Origin of the sequence: Bradyrhizobium sp. 186, assembly GCF_023101685.1 — a bacterium.
Classification (GTDB): Bacteria; Pseudomonadota; Alphaproteobacteria; order Rhizobiales; family Xanthobacteraceae; genus Bradyrhizobium.
Genome location: NZ_CP082164.1, coordinates 6,314,600 through 6,332,861 on the forward strand (window position 1 = coordinate 6,314,600; position 18,262 = coordinate 6,332,861).

The window sequence follows — 18,262 nt, forward strand, 5'->3', positions numbered from 1 at the left end:
GACGGCGCCCGCAACTTCGTATCAAACGCGCCGACGCTTGCGCGGACGGCAACCGTTGTGCGGGATCGTGGTCACGTCACGGATCGAGGTGACGGTGAAGCCCGCCGCCTGGAGCGCGCGGAGCGCCGACTCACGGCCCGAGCCGGGACCGGCGACTTCGACTTCCAGCGTGCGCATGCCGTGTTCCTGCGCCTTCTTGGACACGTCCTCGGCGGCAACCTGCGCCGCATACGGGGTCGACTTGCGCGAGCCCTTGAAGCCCATCGTGCCGGCAGAGGACCAGGCAATCGTGTTGCCCTGCGCGTCGGTGATGGTGATGGTCGTGTTGTTGAACGACGAGTTCACGTGCGCGACGCCGGAGGCGATGTTCTTGCGCTCACGACGACGAACGCGGGTGGCTTCCTTGCCCATTGAATACCTTTCCTGGAGATCTCAAACGCCGCCGTAATGCCAGCGGCTACACCTGTGGAAGCGAATGGTGAGTAGCGAACGGCGAATAGGGACGCTCCCTACTCGCCATTCGCCTATTCCCTATTCGCCAGTTTACTTCTTCTTGCCGGCAATGGCCTTGGCCGGCCCCTTGCGCGTACGCGCATTGGTGTGGGTACGCTGACCGCGCACCGGCAGACCACGACGATGACGCAGGCCGCGATAGCAGCCGAGGTCCATCAGACGCTTGATGTTGATACCGACCTCACGACGCAGATCACCCTCGACGAGATAGTCGCGGTCGATCACTTCGCGGATCTGAAGCACTTCGGCATCGCTGAGCTGATTGACGCGACGATCCTGGGGGATCTTCACCTTCTCCACGATCTCGCCGGCGATCTTCTCGCCGATGCCATGGATGTACTGGAGCGCGATCAGCACGCGCTTGTTGGTGGGAATGTTCACGCCGGCAATACGGGCCACGGCCTTCTCTCCTGTTGCCGATCCCTCGTCAGGAATCAGGCTTTAAGTGCTTGTTTTCTCGGGCAGGTGTTCACAAACGCGAACACGACGCCCTCCCCCGGTCTTCCTGGGGCCCGGCATCGTCTGAAACTATCCGACTTGGATGCGGGGCTTATTAAGGGATTCAGGGGGCTTTCGTCAACCGCCGCTAGCGTTTAGCTCGCTTTTTCGTGACCTTTTTTGCGGCCTTTTTGGCACCCTTTTTGACCGCCTTCTTGGCGGCCTTCTTTGCGGCCTTTTTGACGGCCTTCTTGGCTACCTTCTTGGTTGTCTTCTTGACACCCTTCACGGCCGTCTTGGTCGCCTTTTTGGCAGACTTTGCAGCCTTTTTAGCCGTTTTCGCCGGTTTTTTGGCTGACTTGGTCTTCTTCGCCCCCGTCTTGGCGGGCGCAGCCTTGGCTGCGCTTCTGGCATGCGTCCTGGGCTCGACAGCCCCGAGCGCCAGGAGCAGACGGTGGATGGCGCGGGTCACCTCGTCGATGGCCATCATGCCATCGATGGTCGAAAGCTTCCGACGCTCGGAATAGTAGTGAATCAGCGGTTCCGTCTGGCTGCGGTAGCTGGCGAGTCGCCTGGTCAGGACCTCCGGCGTATCGTCGACCCGGACTTCCTCGCCGCGTTCCCGCATCTGGGCAACGCGGGTCTCGACGCGATTCAGGAGCGCGCTCTCGTTGACGCGGAGCTCGATCACGGCGTCGAGCTTGAGGTGCTTGTGCTTGAGGAGGTCGTCCAGCGCCTCGGCCTGCGGCACGGTCCGCGGGAAGCCGTCGAGAATGAAACCGTTCCTCGCATCGGGCTGGTCGATGCGGTCGGAGATGATTCCGACCACAACCTCGTCGGGAACGAGGCCGCCACCGGCCATGATCTCCTTGGCCTTCAGGCCGACCGGCGTTCCCGCAGCAACGGCTGCGCGCAGCATCTCGCCGGTCGAAAGCTGCACGATGCCATAGCGCTGCACCAGCAACTGCGCCTGGGTCCCCTTGCCCGACCCCGGCGGTCCCAGAAGAATAATTCTCATCGGCGTACGCCCCCCGGATTGGTGAGCGATCCGACGCGCACCTGTGTTTGAAGTTCAGAAACAGTGCAAACCACAATCGGCCCCGCGCTGCCACCCATATCATAGGGGAGCGAATGCCCGGACGCCAAGAAGGCCTTTGAAATCAGTGATTGCGTCGCAGGGGGAGCAGCTCTGCCGATGCGACCGAACGGTCGGTCCTGCACTTCGCGGAAGCCGTGCACCTGCGTGCGCGGCGAATCGGCGACGGGAGTCAGGAGCCCGAGAGGACGCCGCGCCCTAGCGGCGGCGGCCTCTCAGCTTCGACTTCCGGATCAACCCTTCATACTGATGGGCGAGCAGATAGCCCTGCACCTGCGCCACCGTGTCCATGGTGACGCTGACCACGATCAGCAGCGACGTGCCGCCGAAGTAGAACGGCACCGAGGCATAGGAGATCAGGATTTCCGGAATCAGACAGACGATCGCGAGATAGACCGCGCCGAGCACGGTGACGCGCGACAGCACGTAGTCGATATATTCGGCGGTACGCTCGCCGGGACGGATGCCTGGAATGAAGCCGCCGTGCTTCTTCAGATTGTCCGCGGTCTCGGTCGGGTTGAACACGATCGCCGTGTAGAAGAACGCGAAGAACACGATCAGCGCGAGATACATTATCAAAAACAGCGGCCGGCCGTGGCCGAGCTGGGTCGTGATCCACTGGAACCATTCCGGCCCACTGCCCGCGTTGAAATTTGCGACCGTGGTCGGCAACAGCAAGAGCGAGGACGCGAAGATCGGCGGGATCACGCCGGAGGTGTTGAGCTTGAGCGGCAGATGCGAGGACTGCCCCTCGAACATCTTGTTGCCGACCTGGCGCTTCGGATACTGAATCAGGAGCCGGCGCTGCGCGCGCTCCATGAACACGATGAAGGCGATCACGGCGACCGCCATGATGATGACAACCAGGATCAGGCCGGTCGACATCGCACCCTGACGGCCGAGCTCGAGCATGTTGGCGAGCGCCGCCGGCAGCTCCGCGACGATGCCGGAGAGGATGATCAGCGAGATGCCGTTGCCGATGCCGCGCGAGGTGATCTGCTCGCCCAGCCACATCAGGAACATGGTGCCGCCGGTCAGCGTGATCGCGGTGGAGAGGCGGAAGAACAGGCCGGGGTCGCTGACGACGTTGCCGGCGCCTTCAAGGCCGACCGCGATACCATAGGACTGGAACGCGGCCAGGATCACGGTGAGGTAGCGGGTGTACTGGTTCAGCGTCTTGCGGCCGGACTCGCCTTCCTTCTTCAGCGCCTCGAGCTGCGGCGAGACGGTGGTCAGGAGCTGGATGATGATCGAGGCCGATATGTACGGCATGATGTTCAGCGCGAAGATCGCCATGCGGTGGATGCCGCCGCCGGCGAACATGTTGAACATGCCGAGGATGCCGCCCGCCTGGGAGCGGAACACCTGCTCCCAGATGTTGGGATCGATGCCGGGCAGCGGGATGTAGGTGCCGAGCCGATAAACCAGCAGCGCACCCAGGGTGAACCAGATGCGCTTCTTCAGCTCGTCGGCCTTGGCAAACGCGCCGAAATTGAGGTTGGCTGCCAGTTGTTCCGCTGCTGAGGCCATATTGGACTTTCTCCCGCCGCCTTTTGCGCCGTTATACCCGCGGCCGGGCTATTGGGCGGACGCCGGACATTATCTGGTGCTCGGCTTCGATAAGTCCATCGTCCCACATGCGTTAAAGGCCCGCGAGCCGCGGGCCAATGACGCAGTTGTTACGCCGCCTCGCCTTCTTCCTTGGCAGGCGCGAGGATCTTCACCGAGCCGCCGGCCCTCTCGACCGCTTCAATCGCGGTCTTCGAGGCGCCATGCACTTCGATGTTGAGCTTGGCCTTGAGCTCGCCGCGGCCGAGCAGCCGCAGGCCGCCCTTGGCGCGGCGCAGCACGCCGGCCTTCACCAGAGCCTCGACGTTCACGACGCTGCCGGCGTCGACCTTCTTGGCATCGACCGCTTCCTGGAGCCGGTCGAGATTGATCTCGGCGAACTCGATGCGGAAGATGTTGTTGAAGCCGCGCTTGGGCAGACGGCGATGCATCGGCATCTGGCCGCCTTCGAAGCCCTTGATGCGCACGCCCGAACGCGCGGTCTGGCCCTTGCCGCCGCGGCCGGACTGCTTGCCCTTGCCCGAACCGATGCCACGACCGACGCGCATACGCTTCTTGCGCGAGCCGGCGTTTTCGGCGATATCGCTGAGCTTCATCGCCCTTCTCCTTGTTTCTTGCGTATGATCTCGGCCGAAAACCGCTATCCGGTTTCCGGGATCATGCGCTCTGTCTTACTTCTCGTCGACGATGCGGACGAGATGGTGAACTTTTTCGATCATGCCGCGGACCGCCGGGGTGTCCGGCAGTTCGCTGACGCGGCCGATCTTGTTGAGCTTGAGTCCGATCAGCGTCGAGCGCTGCGAATGATGGCGGCGGATCGCGCTGCCAGTCTGCTCGAGCTTGATCGTCTTTGCGGCCTTGGCCATCGTGGTCTACTCCGAAAAGCTTCCGTTACTCGGCAGCCGCCTCGGCATCGCCGCCAATGCGGCGGGCCTGCAGGGTGGACACCTTGATGTTGCGGCGGGCTGCGACCGAACGCGGCGAATCCTGGTGCTTCAGCGCATCGAAGGTCGCACGCACCATGTTGTACGGGTTCGACGAGCCGATCGACTTCGCCACCACGTCCTGGACGCCGAGCGTCTCGAACACGGCGCGCATCGGGCCGCCGGCGATGATGCCGGTACCGGCCGGAGCGGCACGCAGGTAGACACGGCCCGCGCCATGACGGCCGGCGATGTCGTGGTGCAGCGTGCGGCCCTCGCGCAGCGACACGCGGGTCAGGTTGCGCTTAGCGGCTTCAGTCGCTTTCCGGATCGCTTCAGGCACTTCGCGCGCCTTGCCGTGACCGAAGCCGGCGCGGCCCTTCTGGTCGCCGATCACGACCAGCGCCGCGAAACCGAAGCGCTTGCCGCCCTTGACGACCTTGGCCACGCGATTGATGTGGACGAGCTTGTCGACGAACTCGCTGTCACGCTCCTCGCGGTCCCTGCGTTCACGTCCGCCGCGGTGTTCGCGTTCACCTGCCATGGTTTTTCCAATCCTTCAGAGGCTTACGCCTCAATCCTCAAATTCGTTAGAAGCTCAGCCCGCTCTCACGCGCCGCGTCGGCCAGTGCCTTGACGCGCCCGTGGTAGAGATAGCTGCCGCGATCGAACACGACTTCCTTGACGCCCTTCTCCGCTGCGCGCTCGGCCAGCAGCTTGCCGACCGCCTTCGCCGCATCAATGTCGGCGCCGGTCTTGCCGCCGTCGCGCATCGACTTCTCGAGCGACGAGGCAGAGGCCAGCGTCTCGCCCTTCAGGTCATCGATGACCTGGGCGTAGATGTGCTTGGACGAGCGGAAAACGGACAGGCGCGGACGGCCGCCACCGGAGCGGCGCAACTTCAGCCGCACACTCCGCTTGCGCCGGGCATTCGTAACCTTGGCTTTCGACATGACCGGCTCCGTTACTTCTTCTTGCCTTCCTTGCGGAAGATGAATTCGCCAACATACTTCACGCCCTTGCCCTTGTAGGGCTCCGGCGGGCGATAGGCGCGGATTTCGGCCGCGACCTGGCCGACGCGCTGGATGTCGCTGCCGGTCACCGTGATCTCGGTCGGCTTCGGCACGGTGATCGTGATCCCTTCCGGGATCGTATAGACCACGTCGTGGCTGTAGCCGAGCGCGAGCTGGAGGTTCTTGCCCTGCAGCGCAGCGCGGTAACCGACGCCGGTGATTTCAAGCTTCTTCTCGAAGCCCTTGGTGACGCCTTCGACCAGATTCGCGACCTGAGCGCGAGCGGTACCGTAGAGCGCCCGCGCGCGGTTGGTCTCGACCCGCGGCTCGACCTTGACCTGGCCGTTATCGAGCTTCACCTCGACGTCGCTATGGACGACGAATTGAAGCTGACCCTTCGGCCCCTTCATCTTGACGGTCTGCCCGTCGACTGTCGCGGTAACGCCGGACGGCACCGCAACAGGCCTTTTGCCAACACGTGACATGGATCAAAAATCCTTCTCAGAACACCGTGAAGAGGACTTCACCGCCCACGTTCGCTTCACGCGCACTGTGGTCAGCCATGATCCCCTTCGGCGTCGACAACACCGAAATGCCGAGTCCGTTATTGACCCGCGGCAGGTTCTTCACCGAGGCGTAAACGCGACGCCCGGGCTTGGAGACCCGCTCGATCTCGCGGATGACGGGCTCGCCGTCGAAATACTTCAGTTCGATCTCGATCTCGCTGCGGCCCGAGGAATGCTCAAGCGTGGCGTAACCGCGGATGTAGCCCTCGCTCTTCAGCACCTCGAGCACGTTCTCGCGCATCTTCGAGCCAGGCGTGGAGACCTTGTTCTTGGCGCGCATCTGCGCGTTGCGGATACGGGTGATCAGATCGCTGATTGGATCGTGCGTAGACATCTAAACGACCCTCCTTACCAGCTCGACTTCACGAGGCCCGGGACCAGGCCCTTGGAGCCAAGTTCGCGCAGCGCGATGCGGGACAGCTTGTTCTTCCGGTAGTTCGAGCGCGGACGGCCCGACAGCTCGCAACGCAGACGAATGCGGGTTGCCGACGAATTCCGCGGCATCTCGGCGAGCTTCAGAGTCGCGGCGAACCGCTCCTCCATCGGAATCTTCTTGTCGGCGATGATCGCCTTCAACCGCTCGCGCTTCGGGGCGGCGTTCTTCACCATCCGCTTGCGCCGGTTGTTCTTCTCGACTGAACTCTTCTTTGCCATGCTTGGCTCCTGGGGATCCGCGTTTGAGAGGCTTTAGGTCAGCGTCTCACTGCCGGAACGGGAAATTGAAAGCGGTCAACAAGGCCCTCGCCTCGTCGTCGGTCTTGGCCGTGGTGCAGACGGTGATGTCCATACCGCGGGATTCCGTGACCTTGTCGAAGTCGATCTCGGGGAAAATGATGTGCTCCTTGAGACCGAGCGAATAGTTGCCGCGGCCGTCGAAGCTCTTCGGGTTCAGGCCGCGGAAGTCGCGGACGCGCGGCAGCGCGACCGTCACCAGGCGATCGATGAACTCGTACATGCGGGCCTTGCGCAGCGTGACCTTGCAGCCGATCGGCTGGTTCTCACGCAGCTTGAAGGTCGCGATCGCTATCCGCGAATAGGTCACGATCGCCTTCTGGCCGGCGATCTGGGTCAATTCGGCAGCAGCGTTCTCGGCCTTCTTGCGGTCGTTGACGGAATCGCCAACGCCCATGTTCAGCACGACCTTGTCCAGACGCGGAACCTGCATGACGTTCTCGTAACCGAACTTCTCGGTCATCTCCGTGCGGATCTTCGCGTCGTATTCCGCGCGGAGGCGCGGCGTGTAAGCGGCCTCAGCCATCGATCTCAGCTCCCGAGCGCTTGGCGATGCGAACCTTCTTGCCGTCCGCCAAAATCTTGAATCCGACGCGCGTCGGCTTTCCGTCCTTGCCGAGATACGCGATGTTGGACAGTTGGACCGGCGCCTCTTTCGAGATGATGCCGCCCTCCTGGGCCTGCGTCTGCTTCTGGTGACGCTTGACCATGTTGATGCCGCGCACGAGCGCCGTGCCGGCGTCCGGGCGCACCTCGAACACCTCGCCGCTGCGGCCCTTGTCGCGGCCGTTCAGCACGATGACCTTGTCGCCCTTTCGGATCTTCGCAGCCATTACAGCACCTCCGGCGCGAGCGAGATGATCTTCATGTGGTTCTTGGCGCGCAGCTCGCGCGGCACGGGCCCGAAGATACGGGTGCCCACCGGCTCGGACTGGTTGTTGATCAGCACGGCCGCGTTGCGGTCGAAACGGATGACCGAACCGTCGGCACGGCGGATGTCCTTGCGGACCCGCACCACGACGGCCTTCATCACGTCGCCCTTCTTCACCTTGCCACGCGGAATCGCTTCCTTGATCGACACCACGATGATGTCGCCAATCGTGGCGTAGCGGCGCTTGGAGCCCCCGAGCACCTTGATACACATGACACGGCGTGCGCCAGAATTATCGGCCACGTCGAGGTTGGTCTGCATCTGAATCATTGATGCACCTCGTCCTCTTTCTTTGCGCCAGCCTAGCCGGCGCTCAACATTTCCCTGAAGTCAGTCGGCCAAAGCCGACAGATCAGGCGCTTTTCTTGTGTTCGCCCCGGATCACGACCCAGCGCTTCAACTTCGAAATCGGCTTCGATTCCTCGATCCACACCATGTCGCCCGGCTTGAACTCGTTGCCCTCATCGTGCGCGTGGTAGTTCTTCGATTGGCGGATCGTCTTCTTGTAGATCGGGTGCGTGAAGCGGCGATCGACGCGCACAACGACCGTCTTGGCTGTCTTGTCGCTGACGACCACGCCCTGCAAAGTACGTTTCGGCATCTTCGTAGGCCTCTTACTTCTTCTTCGCGCGCTGCTGCGCGGCGATGGTCTTGATCCGGGCGATGTCGCGGCGGGCCTCGCGCAGGCGCGAGGTGTTCTCGAGCTGCCCGGTGGCGCGCTGGAAGCGCAGGTTGAAGCGCTCCTTCTTCAGGTTCAGGACGGCGTCATCCTGCTGGTCGGGGCTCAACGCGCGGATGTCTTCGATTTTCATCTGGGCCATGGCCATTACTCCGCAATGCGCTCGACGAAGCGCGTCTTGATCGGCAGCTTGGCTGCCGCCAGGGTCAGCGCCTCGCGTGCAGTCTGGGTGTTGACGCCGTCGATCTCGAACAGCACCCGGCCCGGCTTGACGCGCGCGACCCACAGTTCCGGCGCGCCCTTGCCCGAGCCCATGCGGACTTCGGCAGGCTTCTTCGACACGGGAACGTCGGGGAATACGCGGATCCAGACACGGCCGGCGCGCTTCATGTGGCGGGTCAGCGCGCGGCGGGCGGCCTCGATCTGGCGCGCGGTGACGCGCTCAGGCTCGGTCGCTTTCAGGCCGAACTGGCCGAACGCCAACGTCGCGCCCGAAGTCGCCACGCCGTGGATACGGCCCTTATGCGCCTTCCGGAACTTCGTTTTCTTAGGTTGCATCATGGCTTCAAGCCCTCAAATTCTCTGTGCTGGCGTCAGGCCGCAGCGTTGTCACGGCGCTGTCGGCCGCCGCCACCACCGCCACCAGTCTCACCCTCGGCCATTCTCTTGTCCTGGGCCATCGGATCGTGCTCGAGGATCTCGCCCTTGAAGATCCAGACCTTGACGCCGCAGGTGCCGAAGGTCGTGAACGCGGTCGCGACGCCGTAGTCGATGTCGGCGCGCAGCGTGTGCAGCGGCACGCGACCTTCGCGATACCACTCCATGCGCGCGATTTCCGCACCGCCCAGACGACCCGAGCAGTTGATGCGGATGCCTTCCGCGCCGAGACGCATCGCCGACTGAACGGCGCGCTTCATGGCGCGGCGGAACGCCACGCGGCGCTCGAGCTGCTGCGCGATCGACTCGGCCACCAGCGTCGCATCGAGCTCCGGCTTGCGGATCTCGACGATGTTGATGACGACGTCGGACGAGGTGATGTCCGCCACCTTCTTGCGCAGCTTGTCGATGTCGGCGCCCTTCTTGCCGATCACCACGCCCGGACGAGCCGAGTGGATGGTGACGCGGCACTTCTTGTGCGGACGCTCGATCACGATGCGGGCGACGGCAGCCTGCTTGAGCTCCTTGTGCAGGATCTCACGGATCTTGACGTCCTCATGCAGCAACTTGCCGTATTCCTGCTTGCCGGCGAACCAGCGGGAATCCCAGGTCCGGTTGATGCCGAGACGCAGACCGATCGGATTGATCTTTTGACCCATCGTATTCTCCTACGTCCCTTAGGCGGCCGCTTCGGCTTCGACCTGACGAACAATGATCGTCAGCTGCGAAAATGGTTTGTACACGCGACCCGAGCGGCCACGGCCGCGCGGGGCAAAGCGCTTCATCACGAGGCCGTTGCCGACGAAAGCCTGGGTCACGACGAGATCGTCGACGTCCAGGTCGTGGTTGTTCTCGGCGTTGGCGATTGCCGACTCCAGGCACTTCTTGACGTCGACCGCGATCCGCTTGCGCGAAAACTGCAGGTCGGCGAGCGCGGCAGACGCCTTCCGGCCGCGAATGAGCTGGGCGACCAGATTGAGCTTCTGCGGGCTCACCCGCAGCATCCGGGCGACCGCCTTGGCCTCGTTCTCGGCGAGGCTCCGTTCGCGCTTAGGTTTGCTCATCGTTTAATCCTCAAGCCTTCTTGGCTTTCTTGTCGCCGGAGTGGCCATGGAAGGTCCGGGTCGGCGAGAACTCGCCGAACTTGTGACCGACCATTTCCTCGTTGACCGCCACCGGCACATGCTTCTGGCCGTTGTAAACGCCGAAGGTCAGGCCGACGAACTGCGGCAGGATGGTCGAGCGACGGCTCCAGATCTTGATGACGTCGTGACGGCCGGACGCGCGCGCGGCATCTGCTTTCTTGAGCAGAGAGCCTTCGACGAACGGGCCTTTCCAGACTGAACGAACCATGTCCGGCGTTCCTTACTTCTTCCGCTTGTGGCGGCTTAGGAGAATGAATTTGTTGGTCGACTTGTTGGAGCGGGTCTTCTTGCCCTTGGTCGGCTTGCCCCACGGGGTGACCGGGTGGCGGCCGCCCGAGGTACGACCTTCACCACCGCCGTGCGGATGGTCGATCGGGTTCATCGAGACGCCGCGGTTGTGCGGACGACGGCCCATCCAACGCGTGCGGCCGGCCTTGCCGATCGAGGTGTTCATGTGATCCGGGTTCGACACCGCGCCGATCGTGCCGCGGCAACGGCCGTGCACCAGGCGCTGCTCGCCCGAGTTCAGGCGGATGATCACGTAGTCCTGGTCGCGACCAACGAGCTGGGCATAGGTACCGGCGGAGCGGGCGAGCTGGCCGCCCTTCCCGATCTTGGTCTCGATGTTGTGGATGATCGTGCCGACCGGCATGTTGCCGAGCGGCATGACGTTGCCCGGCTTCACGTCGACATAGTTGCCGGCGATGATGGTGTCACCCACCGCCAGGCGCTGCGGCGCCAGGATGTAGGCCTGCTCGCCGTCCTCGTACTTGATCAGCGCGATGAAGCCGGTGCGGTTCGGATCGTATTCCAGCCGCTCGACGGTCGCGGGTACGTCGATCTTGTCGCGCCTGAAGTCGACGGTGCGCAGCGTCCTCTTATGACCGCCGCCGCGGAAGCGCACGGTGATGCGACCGGTGTTGTTGCGGCCGCCCGAGGAGTGCTTGCCTTCGGTGAGAGCCTTGACCGGCTTGCCCTTGTAGAGCGCCGAACGATCGACCATGACCAGCTGGCGCTGGCCCGGGGTCGTGGGATTGAATGTCTTCAGTGCCATCGTCGTGCGACCTTACAGACCGGTGGTCACGTCGATCCGGTGACCCTCTTCGAGAGTCACGATCGCGCGCTTGGTGTTCGACTGCGAGCCGAGATTGCCGCGGAAGATCTTGGTCTTGCCCTTGCGGACCAGCGTGTTGACGCTCTTGACCTTGACGTCGAACAGCTTCTCGATCGCTTCCTTGATCTGCGGCTTGGTCGCTTTCGCGGCCACCTTGAACAGGACCTTGTTGTGCTCTGACGCCAACGTCGCCTTTTCGGTGACGACCGGAGCGACGATCACGTCGTAATGGCGAGGCTCGATGTTCTTCGTCATTTGAAGCGCGCCTCCAGCGCATCGATGGCGGCCTTGGTCAGAACAAGCTTCCGACGGCGCAGGATGTCATAGACGTTGATGCCCTGGATCGGCAGCACGTCCATGTTCGGGATGTTGCGGGCCGCAGCGGCAAAGCCGTTGTTGAGCTCGGCGCCGTCGATGATCAGCGCGTTGGTGAGCCCGAGGCCGGAGAAGTGACCGATCAGTGCCTTGGTCTTGGCGGCTTCCAGCGCGGCCTTGTCGATCACCAGGAGATCGCCGTCCTTGGCCTTCGCCGACAGTGCATGCTTGAGCGCAAGCGCGCGGACCTTCTTCGGCAGGTCGGTGGCGTGCGAACGCACCACCGGACCGAAGGCACGGCCGCCGCCGCGGAACTGCGGCACGCGGGCCGAGCCGTGACGAGCACCACCGGTGCCCTTCTGCTTGTACATCTTCTTGCCGGTGCGCCAGATCTCGGCGCGGCCCTTGGCCTTGTGCGTGCCGGCCTGACGCTTGTTGAGCTGCCACTGCACGCAACGCGCAATGATGTCCTGGCGCGGCTCAAGGCCGAAAATGGTGTCGGAAAGCTGGACCGAGCCGGCTTCCTTGCCCTCGAGGGTCGTGACCTTCAATTCCATCTCACGCACCCTCTTGCTGGGCCGCAGCCTCGGCTTCGCCACCCGCAACCTTGAACTTGCCGGGCTTCGGAGCTTCCTTCGGCAGCGGCTTCTTGACGGCGTCGCGCACGCGGATCCAGCCGCCCTTGGAGCCGGGAACGGCGCCTTCGACGAGGATCAGGCCGCGCTCGACATCGGTCTGGACGACGCGAAGGTTAAGCGTGGTGATGCGGTCGACACCCATGTGGCCGGGCATCTTCTTGTTCTTCCAGGTCTTGCCGGGATCCTGACGGCCGCCGGTCGAACCGATCGAGCGATGCGAGACCGACACGCCGTGGGTGGCGCGCAGACCGCCGAAGTTCCAGCGCTTCATGCCGCCGGCAAAGCCCTTGCCGACCGAGGTGCCGGTGACGTCGACGAACTGGCCGACGACGAAATGATCGGCGAGGATCTCGGCACCAACGGGGATCATGGCATCCGCGGAGACGCGGAACTCCTCGACCTGCCGCTTCGGCTCGACCTTGGCGACCGCAAACTGGCCGCGCTCTGCCTTGGGCAGATACACGGTCTTGCGGCTGCCAGACCCGAGCTGGAGCGCGACGTAGCCGTTCTTCTCTTCAGTGCGGTGGGCTACGACTTGGCAATTGCCGAGCTTCAGCACGGTCACGGGGATATGTTCGCCGGCCTCTGTAAAGACCCGCGTCATCCCGACCTTTTGTGCGATCACTCCGGAGCGCATCGGCGTGCTTCCTGTTCTTTCTGTCCGCTAGTCGCGAACGTGATCCAAAAATCTTAGAGCTTGATCTCGACGTCGACACCGGCGGCCAGGTCGAGCTTCATCAAAGCATCGACGGTCTGCGGGGTCGGATCGACGATGTCGAGCAGGCGCTTGTGAGTGCGCATCTCGAACTGTTCGCGGCTCTTCTTGTCGACGTGCGGCGAACGGTTGACGGTGAACTTCTCGATGCGGGTGGGCAGCGGAATGGGTCCGCGGACCTGCGCGCCGGTGCGCTTCGCCGTGTTCACGATCTCGCGGGTCGACGTATCGAGAATACGATGGTCGAACGCCTTGAGACGGATACGAATATTTTGGCCGTTCATTGCCGTGGTCTCTCTTCAGTGGGTGGCGAGTAGCGAATAACGAATGCTGCCATTCGCTACTCGCCAATCCCTATTCGCGTAGTTACTCGATGATCGAGGCGACGACGCCGGCACCGACGGTGCGGCCGCCTTCGCGGATGGCGAAACGCAGATTATCTTCCATCGCGATCGGCACGATCAGGTGCACTTCCATCGCGATGTTGTCGCCGGGCATCACCATCTCGGTGCCTTCCGGCAGATGCACGACGCCGGTCACGTCGGTGGTGCGGAAGTAGAACTGCGGACGGTAGTTGGTGAAGAACGGGGTGTGACGGCCGCCCTCTTCCTTGGTGAGGATGTAGGCCTGAGCCTTGAACTTGGTGTGCGGCTTGACCGAACCCGGCTTGCAGAGCACCTGGCCGCGCTCGACGTCCTCGCGCTTGGTACCGCGGAGCAGCGCGCCGATGTTGTCGCCGGCCTGGCCCTGATCGAGCAGCTTGCGGAACATTTCAACGCCGGTGACGGTCGTCTTCTGGGTCGCACGCAGACCGACGATCTCGATTTCCTCGCCGACCTTGACGATGCCGCGCTCGACACGGCCGGTCACCACGGTGCCGCGGCCCGAGATCGAGAACACGTCTTCAACCGGCATCAGGAACGGCAGGTCGATCGGACGCTCCGGCTGCGGGATGTACTCGTCGACACTCTTCATCAGCTCGAGAATGGCTTCGTGGCCGAGCTTCTTGTCGGAATCTTCGAGAGCGGCGAGCGCCGAGCCCTTGATGATCGGGATCTTGTCGCCCGGGAAGTCATACTTCGAGAGCAGTTCGCGGACTTCGAGCTCGACGAGCTCGAGCAATTCCGGATCGTCGACCATGTCGCACTTGTTGAGGAACACGACGAGCGCGGGCACGCCGACCTGGCGGGCGAGCAGGATGTGCTCGCGGGTCTGCGGCATCGGGCCGTCAGCGGCCGACACGACCAGGATCGCACCGTCCATCTGGGCAGCGCCGGTGATCATGTTCTTCACGTAGTCGGCGTGGCCGGGGCAATCGACGTGGGCGTAGTGGCGGTTCTTGGTCTCGTACTCGACGTGCGCCGTCGAGATCGTGATGCCGCGCGCCTTCTCTTCCGGCGCCTTGTCGATCTGGTCGTACGCCGTGAACGTCGCACCGCCGGTCTCGGCGAGGATCTTGGTGATCGCAGCCGTCAACGACGTCTTGCCATGGTCGACGTGACCGATGGTGCCGATGTTGCAGTGCGGTTTGTTACGTTCAAACTTTGCTTTGGCCATTTGACTCTCCGTTCAATCGTCAGCTCGAGACCGACGACAATCAGGCAAACTTCTTTTGGACTTCTGCCGACACGTTCGCCGGCGCTTCTGCGTAGTGATCGAATTGCATGGTGAAGGTCGCGCGACCCTGGCTCATCGAGCGCAGGTTATTCACGTAACCGAACATGTTCATGAGCGGCACCATCGCGTTGATGACGTTGGCGTTGCCGCGCATGTCTTGACCCTGGATCTGGCCGCGTCGGGAATTCAGGTCGCCGATGACCGAGCCGGTGTAGTCTTCCGGGGTCACCACTTCGACCTTCATGATCGGCTCGAGCAGGACGGACTTGCCCTTCTGCAAGGCCTCGCGGAATGCAGCACGCGAAGCGATTTCGAAGGCGAGCGCTGATGAGTCGACGTCGTGATACTTGCCGTCGACGAGCTGCACCTTGACGTCGACCACGGGGAAGCCCGCGACGACACCGGAGCCCATGACGCTGTTGAGGCCCTTTTCGACGCCGGGGATGTATTCCTTCGGCACCGCGCCGCCGACGATCTTGGACTCGAACTCATAGCCCTTGCCGGGCTCGTTCGGCTCGACCACGATCGTAACTTCGGCGAACTGACCGGTACCGCCGGTCTGCTTTTTGTGCGTGTACTTGACTTCGGCCTTCTTGGTCACGCGCTCGCGGAACGCCACCTGCGGCGCGCCGATGTTCGCATCGACCTTGTAGGTCCGCCTGAGGATGTCGACCTTGATGTCGAGATGGAGCTCGCCCATGCCCTTGAGGATGGTCTGGCCGGACTCCTGGTCGGTCGACACGCGGAAGGACGGATCCTCCGCCGCGAGCTTCGCCAGCGCCACGCCCAGCTTTTCCTGGTCGGCCTTGGACTTCGGCTCGATCGCGATCTCGATGACCGGCTCGGGGAATTCCATCTTTTCGAGGATCACCTGCTTGTCGGGGTCGCACAGCGTGTCACCGGTGCGCGCTTCCTTCAGGCCGGCCAGCGCGACGATGTCGCCGGCATAGGCTTCCTTGATGTCTTCGCGGTTGTTCGCATGCATCAGCAGCATGCGCCCGATGCGCTCCTTCTTCTCGCGCGTCGAGTTCACGACGCCGGTGCCGCTCTGCAGGATACCCGAGTAGATGCGGCAGAAGGTGATGGTGCCGACGAACGGATCGTCCATGATCTTGAACGCGAGCAGCGAGAGCGGCTCCTTGTCGTCAGCCTTGCGCACGACCTCGTTGCCGCGGTCATCGGTGCCCTTGATCGCGGGCACGTCGGTCGGCGACGGCAGATAGTCGACAACGGCGTCGAGCAGCGGCTGCACACCCTTGTTCTTGAAGGCCGAACCGCACAGCACGGGATAGAACGCGCCGGTCAGCACCGCCTTGCGGATCAGTCGCTTCAGCGTCGCTTCGTCCGGCTCGTTGCCGTCGAGGAAAGCGGCGAGCGCATCGTCGTCGAGCTCGACGGCGGCTTCCACCATCTTCTCGCGGTATTCCTTGGCCTGGTCGACGAGATCTTCCGGAATGTCGACATAGTCGAACTTCGCGCCGAGCGATTCATCGTTCCAGACGATGCCCTTCATCTTCACGAGGTCGACGAGACCCTTGAAGTTGTTCTCGGCACCGATCGGAAGCTGGATCGCTATCGGCTTGGCGCCGAGGCGGTCGACGATGTCGGCCAGGCACTTGAAGAAGTCGGCACCAGTCTTGTCCATCTTGTTGGCGAAGACGATGCGCGGAACCTTGTACTTGTCGCCCTGGCGCCAGACCGTCTCGGTCTGCGGCTCGACGCCCTGGTTGCTATCGAGCACGCAGACGGCGCCATCGAGCACGCGCAGCGAACGCTCGACTTCGATGGTGAAGTCGACGTGGCCGGGGGTGTCGATGATGTTCAGGCGCTTGCCGGCCCAGAACGCGGTGGTCGCAGCCGAGGTGATCGTGATGCCACGCTCCTGCTCCTGCTCCATCCAGTCCATCGTCGCGGCACCTTCGTGCACTTCGCCGATCTTGTGGCTCTTGCCGGTGTAATAGAGGATGCGCTCGGTCGTCGTGGTCTTGCCGGCGTCGATATGCGCCATGATACCGAAGTTACGGTAGTCCTCGATGGCATGTAGGCGGGGCATGGGCGTTCCTTGCGAGTCCGTTGGCTTCGCTGTTACCAGCGGTAGTGCGAGAAGGCGCGGTTGGCTTCCGCCATACGATGCACGTCTTCACGCTTCTTGACGGCGTTACCCCGGCTGTTCGATGCGTCCAGGAGCTCCGCCGAGAGCCGCTCTGTCATCGTCTTCTCGTTGCGCTCGCGCGCGGCCGAAATCAGCCAGCGAATGCCCAGCGCCTGACGCCGCACCGAACGAACTTCGACCGGAACCTGGTAAGTCGCGCCGCCGACGCGGCGGGAGCGCACTTCGATCGTCGGCATGACGTTCTCGAGCGCCTGCTCGAACACGCCGAGCGGATTCTGCTTGGTCTTGCTTTCGATGAGGCCGAGCGCACCGTAGACGATGCCTTCGGCGACCGACTTCTTGCCGGCATACATCACCGAATTCATGAACTTCGTGATCACGATGTTCCCGAATTTCGGATCCGGCAGAACTTCGCGCTTTTCCGCTGAGTGGCGACGAGACATGGACCTGGTTCCCGCTTACTTCGGACGCTTCGCGCCGTACTTCGAACGACGCTGCTTACGGTTCTTGACGCCCTGGGTATCCAGAACGCCGCGGAGGATGTGGTAGCGCACGCCGGGCAAGTCCTTGACGCGACCGCCGCGGATCATGACCACCGAGTGCTCCTGGAGGTTATGGCCCTCGCCGGGGATGTAGCCGATCACCTCGAAGCCGTTGGTCAGGCGCACCTTGGCGACCTTACGAAGCGCCGAATTCGGCTTCTTCGGGGTCGTGGTGTAAACGCGTGTGCAAACGCCGCGCTTCTGCGGCGACTGCTGCAGCGCCGGCACCTTCTTGCGCGACTTCTGCACTTCCCGCGGTTGTGCGATCAGCTGGTTGATCGTCGGCATCCTGGCCTTCACCCTTTTTCTGCTGCGGCCCCTTGCGGATCCGCTGTCTTGCCGCGGCCCGTTACCGGGTCCGCAAATTCTCTTCGGACTAGCCGTCCGAGGGGCCGCCTGCACGGAACAATCCGAACAAAGCGAAATCGCGCCAACCGCTCATCACTGAGCAGAAAGCGTTTCGACGCCACAGAGGACCGCAGTTTTTGGACCAAACAGCGAAAACGCCGCAGCCCGCGCACCGAGGTCATGCACCCGAATTCGATCTCAAGAGAACGTGCTCAAGAGAACTAGAATCGTCCTGGCATTGCCTAGCTATAAGCGACAGCGTTTGAGCGGCATTCGTCGAGGTTGGTGCCCGTCTTGTGACCCAAAAGGATCTAACGGGTGGCCCGTTCCGACGCTGGCGATGCTCACCGCCTGTCGTTAAGTGAGGCGCTTTCTATAAGTGGGAGTCGTTCAAGTCAAGGCGAAACGACAATCAGAAAGCGCTGCTTGCGCTTGTAGAAATCGCAACTTAACCGCCCACCGCGCCTCTTGCATATGGGACCGAAGCGCCGGTTCCGCCAGCCTCACAGCGATTTATACCCGGACAAAATATACTTTAATAACCAATGCTAAGGCTTTTTTTCCTGTTGAGGCCTCAATCTACGGTCTTCGGCGGGGA

General features: G+C 62.8%; 29 protein-coding genes. All 29 read right to left on the minus strand.

Features of this window, described 5'->3' with window-relative positions; translation table 11 throughout:
* Window positions 1–21: 21 nt before the first annotated feature.
* Window positions 22–411, minus strand: a complete 390-nt coding sequence (rpsK, locus tag IVB18_RS30405) for a 30S ribosomal protein S11 (RefSeq protein ID WP_007603045.1) — start codon at window positions 409–411, stop codon at window positions 22–24.
* Between the two features lie 132 nt (window positions 412–543).
* On the minus strand, window positions 544–912 hold the full coding sequence (rpsM, locus tag IVB18_RS30410; RefSeq protein WP_247984055.1) for a 30S ribosomal protein S13: 369 nt from the start codon (window positions 910–912) through the stop codon (window positions 544–546).
* 187 nt (window positions 913–1,099) lie between these two features.
* Window positions 1,100–1,969, minus strand: a complete 870-nt coding sequence (locus IVB18_RS30415) for an adenylate kinase (RefSeq protein ID WP_247984056.1) — start codon at window positions 1,967–1,969, stop codon at window positions 1,100–1,102.
* Between the two features lie 276 nt (window positions 1,970–2,245).
* Entirely contained in the window at window positions 2,246–3,577 is a 1,332-nt protein-coding gene (gene secY / locus IVB18_RS30420) for a preprotein translocase subunit SecY (RefSeq protein ID WP_247984057.1), read from the minus strand.
* A 149-nt stretch (window positions 3,578–3,726) separates the two neighbouring features.
* Complete coding sequence (gene rplO, locus IVB18_RS30425) at window positions 3,727–4,212, minus strand: 50S ribosomal protein L15 (protein ID WP_247984058.1); 486 nt, start codon at window positions 4,210–4,212, stop codon at window positions 3,727–3,729.
* Window positions 4,213–4,287: 75 nt separating this feature from the next.
* Window positions 4,288–4,482 carry a 50S ribosomal protein L30 gene (gene rpmD, locus IVB18_RS30430; RefSeq protein ID WP_063682061.1) on the minus strand — a complete coding sequence of 65 codons (195 nt, stop codon included), beginning with the start codon at window positions 4,480–4,482 and terminating at the stop codon, window positions 4,288–4,290.
* A gap of 25 nt (window positions 4,483–4,507) precedes the next feature.
* Window positions 4,508–5,083, minus strand: a complete 576-nt coding sequence (rpsE, locus tag IVB18_RS30435; RefSeq protein ID WP_247984059.1) for a 30S ribosomal protein S5 — start codon at window positions 5,081–5,083, stop codon at window positions 4,508–4,510.
* A 46-nt stretch (window positions 5,084–5,129) separates the two neighbouring features.
* Window positions 5,130–5,492, minus strand: a complete 363-nt coding sequence (gene rplR / locus IVB18_RS30440; RefSeq protein ID WP_007603036.1) for a 50S ribosomal protein L18 — start codon at window positions 5,490–5,492, stop codon at window positions 5,130–5,132.
* An 11-nt stretch (window positions 5,493–5,503) separates the two neighbouring features.
* Window positions 5,504–6,037 carry a 50S ribosomal protein L6 gene (gene rplF, locus IVB18_RS30445; protein ID WP_247984060.1) on the minus strand — a complete coding sequence of 178 codons (534 nt, stop codon included), beginning with the start codon at window positions 6,035–6,037 and terminating at the stop codon, window positions 5,504–5,506.
* Window positions 6,038–6,053: 16 nt separating this feature from the next.
* A complete protein-coding gene (gene rpsH / locus IVB18_RS30450) occupies window positions 6,054–6,452 on the minus strand; it encodes a 30S ribosomal protein S8 (protein ID WP_045008205.1) in 399 nt (132 codons plus the stop codon).
* A gap of 14 nt (window positions 6,453–6,466) precedes the next feature.
* Window positions 6,467–6,772, minus strand: coding sequence for a 30S ribosomal protein S14 (gene rpsN, locus IVB18_RS30455; protein ID WP_247984061.1), 306 nt, complete (start codon window positions 6,770–6,772; stop codon window positions 6,467–6,469).
* A 46-nt stretch (window positions 6,773–6,818) separates the two neighbouring features.
* A complete protein-coding gene (gene rplE / locus IVB18_RS30460; protein WP_007603032.1) occupies window positions 6,819–7,376 on the minus strand; it encodes a 50S ribosomal protein L5 in 558 nt (185 codons plus the stop codon).
* Window positions 7,369–7,683, minus strand: coding sequence for a 50S ribosomal protein L24 (gene rplX / locus IVB18_RS30465; protein ID WP_247984062.1), 315 nt, complete (start codon window positions 7,681–7,683; stop codon window positions 7,369–7,371). Before rplX ends, rplE begins: the two co-directional genes overlap by 8 nt.
* Entirely contained in the window at window positions 7,683–8,051 is a 369-nt protein-coding gene (gene rplN, locus IVB18_RS30470) for a 50S ribosomal protein L14 (protein ID WP_007603030.1), read from the minus strand. Before rplN ends, rplX begins: the two co-directional genes overlap by 1 nt.
* A gap of 82 nt (window positions 8,052–8,133) precedes the next feature.
* Window positions 8,134–8,382, minus strand: a complete 249-nt coding sequence (gene rpsQ, locus IVB18_RS30475) for a 30S ribosomal protein S17 (protein WP_247984063.1) — start codon at window positions 8,380–8,382, stop codon at window positions 8,134–8,136.
* Between the two features lie 13 nt (window positions 8,383–8,395).
* Complete coding sequence (gene rpmC, locus IVB18_RS30480; RefSeq protein WP_247984064.1) at window positions 8,396–8,602, minus strand: 50S ribosomal protein L29; 207 nt, start codon at window positions 8,600–8,602, stop codon at window positions 8,396–8,398.
* Between the two features lie 5 nt (window positions 8,603–8,607).
* Complete coding sequence (rplP, locus tag IVB18_RS30485; protein WP_148750337.1) at window positions 8,608–9,021, minus strand: 50S ribosomal protein L16; 414 nt, start codon at window positions 9,019–9,021, stop codon at window positions 8,608–8,610.
* Window positions 9,022–9,053: 32 nt separating this feature from the next.
* Window positions 9,054–9,776, minus strand: a complete 723-nt coding sequence (gene rpsC, locus IVB18_RS30490) for a 30S ribosomal protein S3 (protein ID WP_247984065.1) — start codon at window positions 9,774–9,776, stop codon at window positions 9,054–9,056.
* Between the two features lie 18 nt (window positions 9,777–9,794).
* Window positions 9,795–10,181 (minus strand): 50S ribosomal protein L22, encoded by a 387-nt coding sequence (rplV, locus tag IVB18_RS30495; protein ID WP_247984066.1) that lies wholly within the window; start codon window positions 10,179–10,181, stop codon window positions 9,795–9,797.
* Window positions 10,182–10,191: 10 nt separating this feature from the next.
* Window positions 10,192–10,470, minus strand: coding sequence for a 30S ribosomal protein S19 (gene rpsS / locus IVB18_RS30500; RefSeq protein ID WP_008136357.1), 279 nt, complete (start codon window positions 10,468–10,470; stop codon window positions 10,192–10,194).
* Window positions 10,471–10,482: 12 nt separating this feature from the next.
* Window positions 10,483–11,316, minus strand: a complete 834-nt coding sequence (gene rplB / locus IVB18_RS30505; RefSeq protein WP_247984067.1) for a 50S ribosomal protein L2 — start codon at window positions 11,314–11,316, stop codon at window positions 10,483–10,485.
* Window positions 11,317–11,328: 12 nt separating this feature from the next.
* Window positions 11,329–11,631 carry a 50S ribosomal protein L23 gene (locus tag IVB18_RS30510; protein ID WP_247436933.1) on the minus strand — a complete coding sequence of 101 codons (303 nt, stop codon included), beginning with the start codon at window positions 11,629–11,631 and terminating at the stop codon, window positions 11,329–11,331.
* Window positions 11,628–12,248: a 50S ribosomal protein L4 gene (gene rplD / locus IVB18_RS30515; protein WP_247984068.1), complete on the minus strand. Its 621-nt coding sequence runs from the start codon at window positions 12,246–12,248 to the stop codon at window positions 11,628–11,630. The genes IVB18_RS30510 and rplD overlap by 4 nt, the downstream gene beginning before the upstream one ends.
* A 1-nt stretch (window position 12,249) precedes the next feature.
* On the minus strand, window positions 12,250–12,966 hold the full coding sequence (rplC, locus tag IVB18_RS30520) for a 50S ribosomal protein L3 (RefSeq protein ID WP_247984069.1): 717 nt from the start codon (window positions 12,964–12,966) through the stop codon (window positions 12,250–12,252).
* A gap of 53 nt (window positions 12,967–13,019) precedes the next feature.
* Window positions 13,020–13,328 (minus strand): 30S ribosomal protein S10, encoded by a 309-nt coding sequence (gene rpsJ, locus IVB18_RS30525; RefSeq protein ID WP_002712302.1) that lies wholly within the window; start codon window positions 13,326–13,328, stop codon window positions 13,020–13,022.
* A gap of 82 nt (window positions 13,329–13,410) precedes the next feature.
* The gene (gene tuf / locus IVB18_RS30530) at window positions 13,411–14,601 is read right to left on the minus strand and encodes an elongation factor Tu (RefSeq protein WP_247984070.1); all 1,191 of its coding nucleotides are present in this window, start codon (window positions 14,599–14,601) and stop codon (window positions 13,411–13,413) included.
* Window positions 14,602–14,641: 40 nt separating this feature from the next.
* The gene (gene fusA / locus IVB18_RS30535; RefSeq protein ID WP_247984071.1) at window positions 14,642–16,714 is read right to left on the minus strand and encodes an elongation factor G; all 2,073 of its coding nucleotides are present in this window, start codon (window positions 16,712–16,714) and stop codon (window positions 14,642–14,644) included.
* 32 nt (window positions 16,715–16,746) lie between these two features.
* Window positions 16,747–17,217 (minus strand): 30S ribosomal protein S7, encoded by a 471-nt coding sequence (gene rpsG / locus IVB18_RS30540; RefSeq protein WP_247436939.1) that lies wholly within the window; start codon window positions 17,215–17,217, stop codon window positions 16,747–16,749.
* A gap of 15 nt (window positions 17,218–17,232) precedes the next feature.
* On the minus strand, window positions 17,233–17,604 hold the full coding sequence (gene rpsL / locus IVB18_RS30545; protein ID WP_007603006.1) for a 30S ribosomal protein S12: 372 nt from the start codon (window positions 17,602–17,604) through the stop codon (window positions 17,233–17,235).
* Window positions 17,605–18,262 lie beyond the last annotated feature (658 nt).

Coding starts and splice junctions, on each gene's coding strand:
- rpsK (WP_007603045.1), bottom strand. CDS start 411: ATGGGCAAGGAAGCCACCCGCGTTCGTCGTCGTGAGCGCAAGAACATC.
- IVB18_RS30415 (WP_247984056.1), bottom strand. CDS start 1,969: ATGAGAATTATTCTTCTGGGACCGCCGGGGTCGGGCAAGGGGACCCAG.
- secY (WP_247984057.1), bottom strand. CDS start 3,577: ATGGCCTCAGCAGCGGAACAACTGGCAGCCAACCTCAATTTCGGCGCG.
- rplO (WP_247984058.1), bottom strand. CDS start 4,212: ATGAAGCTCAGCGATATCGCCGAAAACGCCGGCTCGCGCAAGAAGCGT.
- rpmD (WP_063682061.1), bottom strand. CDS start 4,482: ATGGCCAAGGCCGCAAAGACGATCAAGCTCGAGCAGACTGGCAGCGCG.
- rpsE (WP_247984059.1), bottom strand. CDS start 5,083: ATGGCAGGTGAACGCGAACACCGCGGCGGACGTGAACGCAGGGACCGC.
- rplR (WP_007603036.1), bottom strand. CDS start 5,492: ATGTCGAAAGCCAAGGTTACGAATGCCCGGCGCAAGCGGAGTGTGCGG.
- rplF (WP_247984060.1), bottom strand. CDS start 6,037: ATGTCACGTGTTGGCAAAAGGCCTGTTGCGGTGCCGTCCGGCGTTACC.
- rpsH (WP_045008205.1), bottom strand. CDS start 6,452: ATGTCTACGCACGATCCAATCAGCGATCTGATCACCCGTATCCGCAAC.
- rpsN (WP_247984061.1), bottom strand. CDS start 6,772: ATGGCAAAGAAGAGTTCAGTCGAGAAGAACAACCGGCGCAAGCGGATG.
- rplE (WP_007603032.1), bottom strand. CDS start 7,376: ATGGCTGAGGCCGCTTACACGCCGCGCCTCCGCGCGGAATACGACGCG.
- rplX (WP_247984062.1), bottom strand. CDS start 7,683: ATGGCTGCGAAGATCCGAAAGGGCGACAAGGTCATCGTGCTGAACGGC.
- rplN (WP_007603030.1), bottom strand. CDS start 8,051: ATGATTCAGATGCAGACCAACCTCGACGTGGCCGATAATTCTGGCGCA.
- rpsQ (WP_247984063.1), bottom strand. CDS start 8,382: ATGCCGAAACGTACTTTGCAGGGCGTGGTCGTCAGCGACAAGACAGCC.
- rpmC (WP_247984064.1), bottom strand. CDS start 8,602: ATGGCCCAGATGAAAATCGAAGACATCCGCGCGTTGAGCCCCGACCAG.
- rplP (WP_148750337.1), bottom strand. CDS start 9,021: ATGATGCAACCTAAGAAAACGAAGTTCCGGAAGGCGCATAAGGGCCGT.
- rpsC (WP_247984065.1), bottom strand. CDS start 9,776: ATGGGTCAAAAGATCAATCCGATCGGTCTGCGTCTCGGCATCAACCGG.
- rplV (WP_247984066.1), bottom strand. CDS start 10,181: ATGAGCAAACCTAAGCGCGAACGGAGCCTCGCCGAGAACGAGGCCAAG.
- rpsS (WP_008136357.1), bottom strand. CDS start 10,470: ATGGTTCGTTCAGTCTGGAAAGGCCCGTTCGTCGAAGGCTCTCTGCTC.
- rplB (WP_247984067.1), bottom strand. CDS start 11,316: ATGGCACTGAAGACATTCAATCCCACGACCCCGGGCCAGCGCCAGCTG.
- IVB18_RS30510 (WP_247436933.1), bottom strand. CDS start 11,631: ATGACGAAGAACATCGAGCCTCGCCATTACGACGTGATCGTCGCTCCG.
- rplD (WP_247984068.1), bottom strand. CDS start 12,248: ATGGAATTGAAGGTCACGACCCTCGAGGGCAAGGAAGCCGGCTCGGTC.
- rplC (WP_247984069.1), bottom strand. CDS start 12,966: ATGCGCTCCGGAGTGATCGCACAAAAGGTCGGGATGACGCGGGTCTTT.
- rpsJ (WP_002712302.1), bottom strand. CDS start 13,328: ATGAACGGCCAAAATATTCGTATCCGTCTCAAGGCGTTCGACCATCGT.
- tuf (WP_247984070.1), bottom strand. CDS start 14,601: ATGGCCAAAGCAAAGTTTGAACGTAACAAACCGCACTGCAACATCGGC.
- fusA (WP_247984071.1), bottom strand. CDS start 16,714: ATGCCCCGCCTACATGCCATCGAGGACTACCGTAACTTCGGTATCATG.
- rpsG (WP_247436939.1), bottom strand. CDS start 17,217: ATGTCTCGTCGCCACTCAGCGGAAAAGCGCGAAGTTCTGCCGGATCCG.
- rpsL (WP_007603006.1), bottom strand. CDS start 17,604: ATGCCGACGATCAACCAGCTGATCGCACAACCGCGGGAAGTGCAGAAG.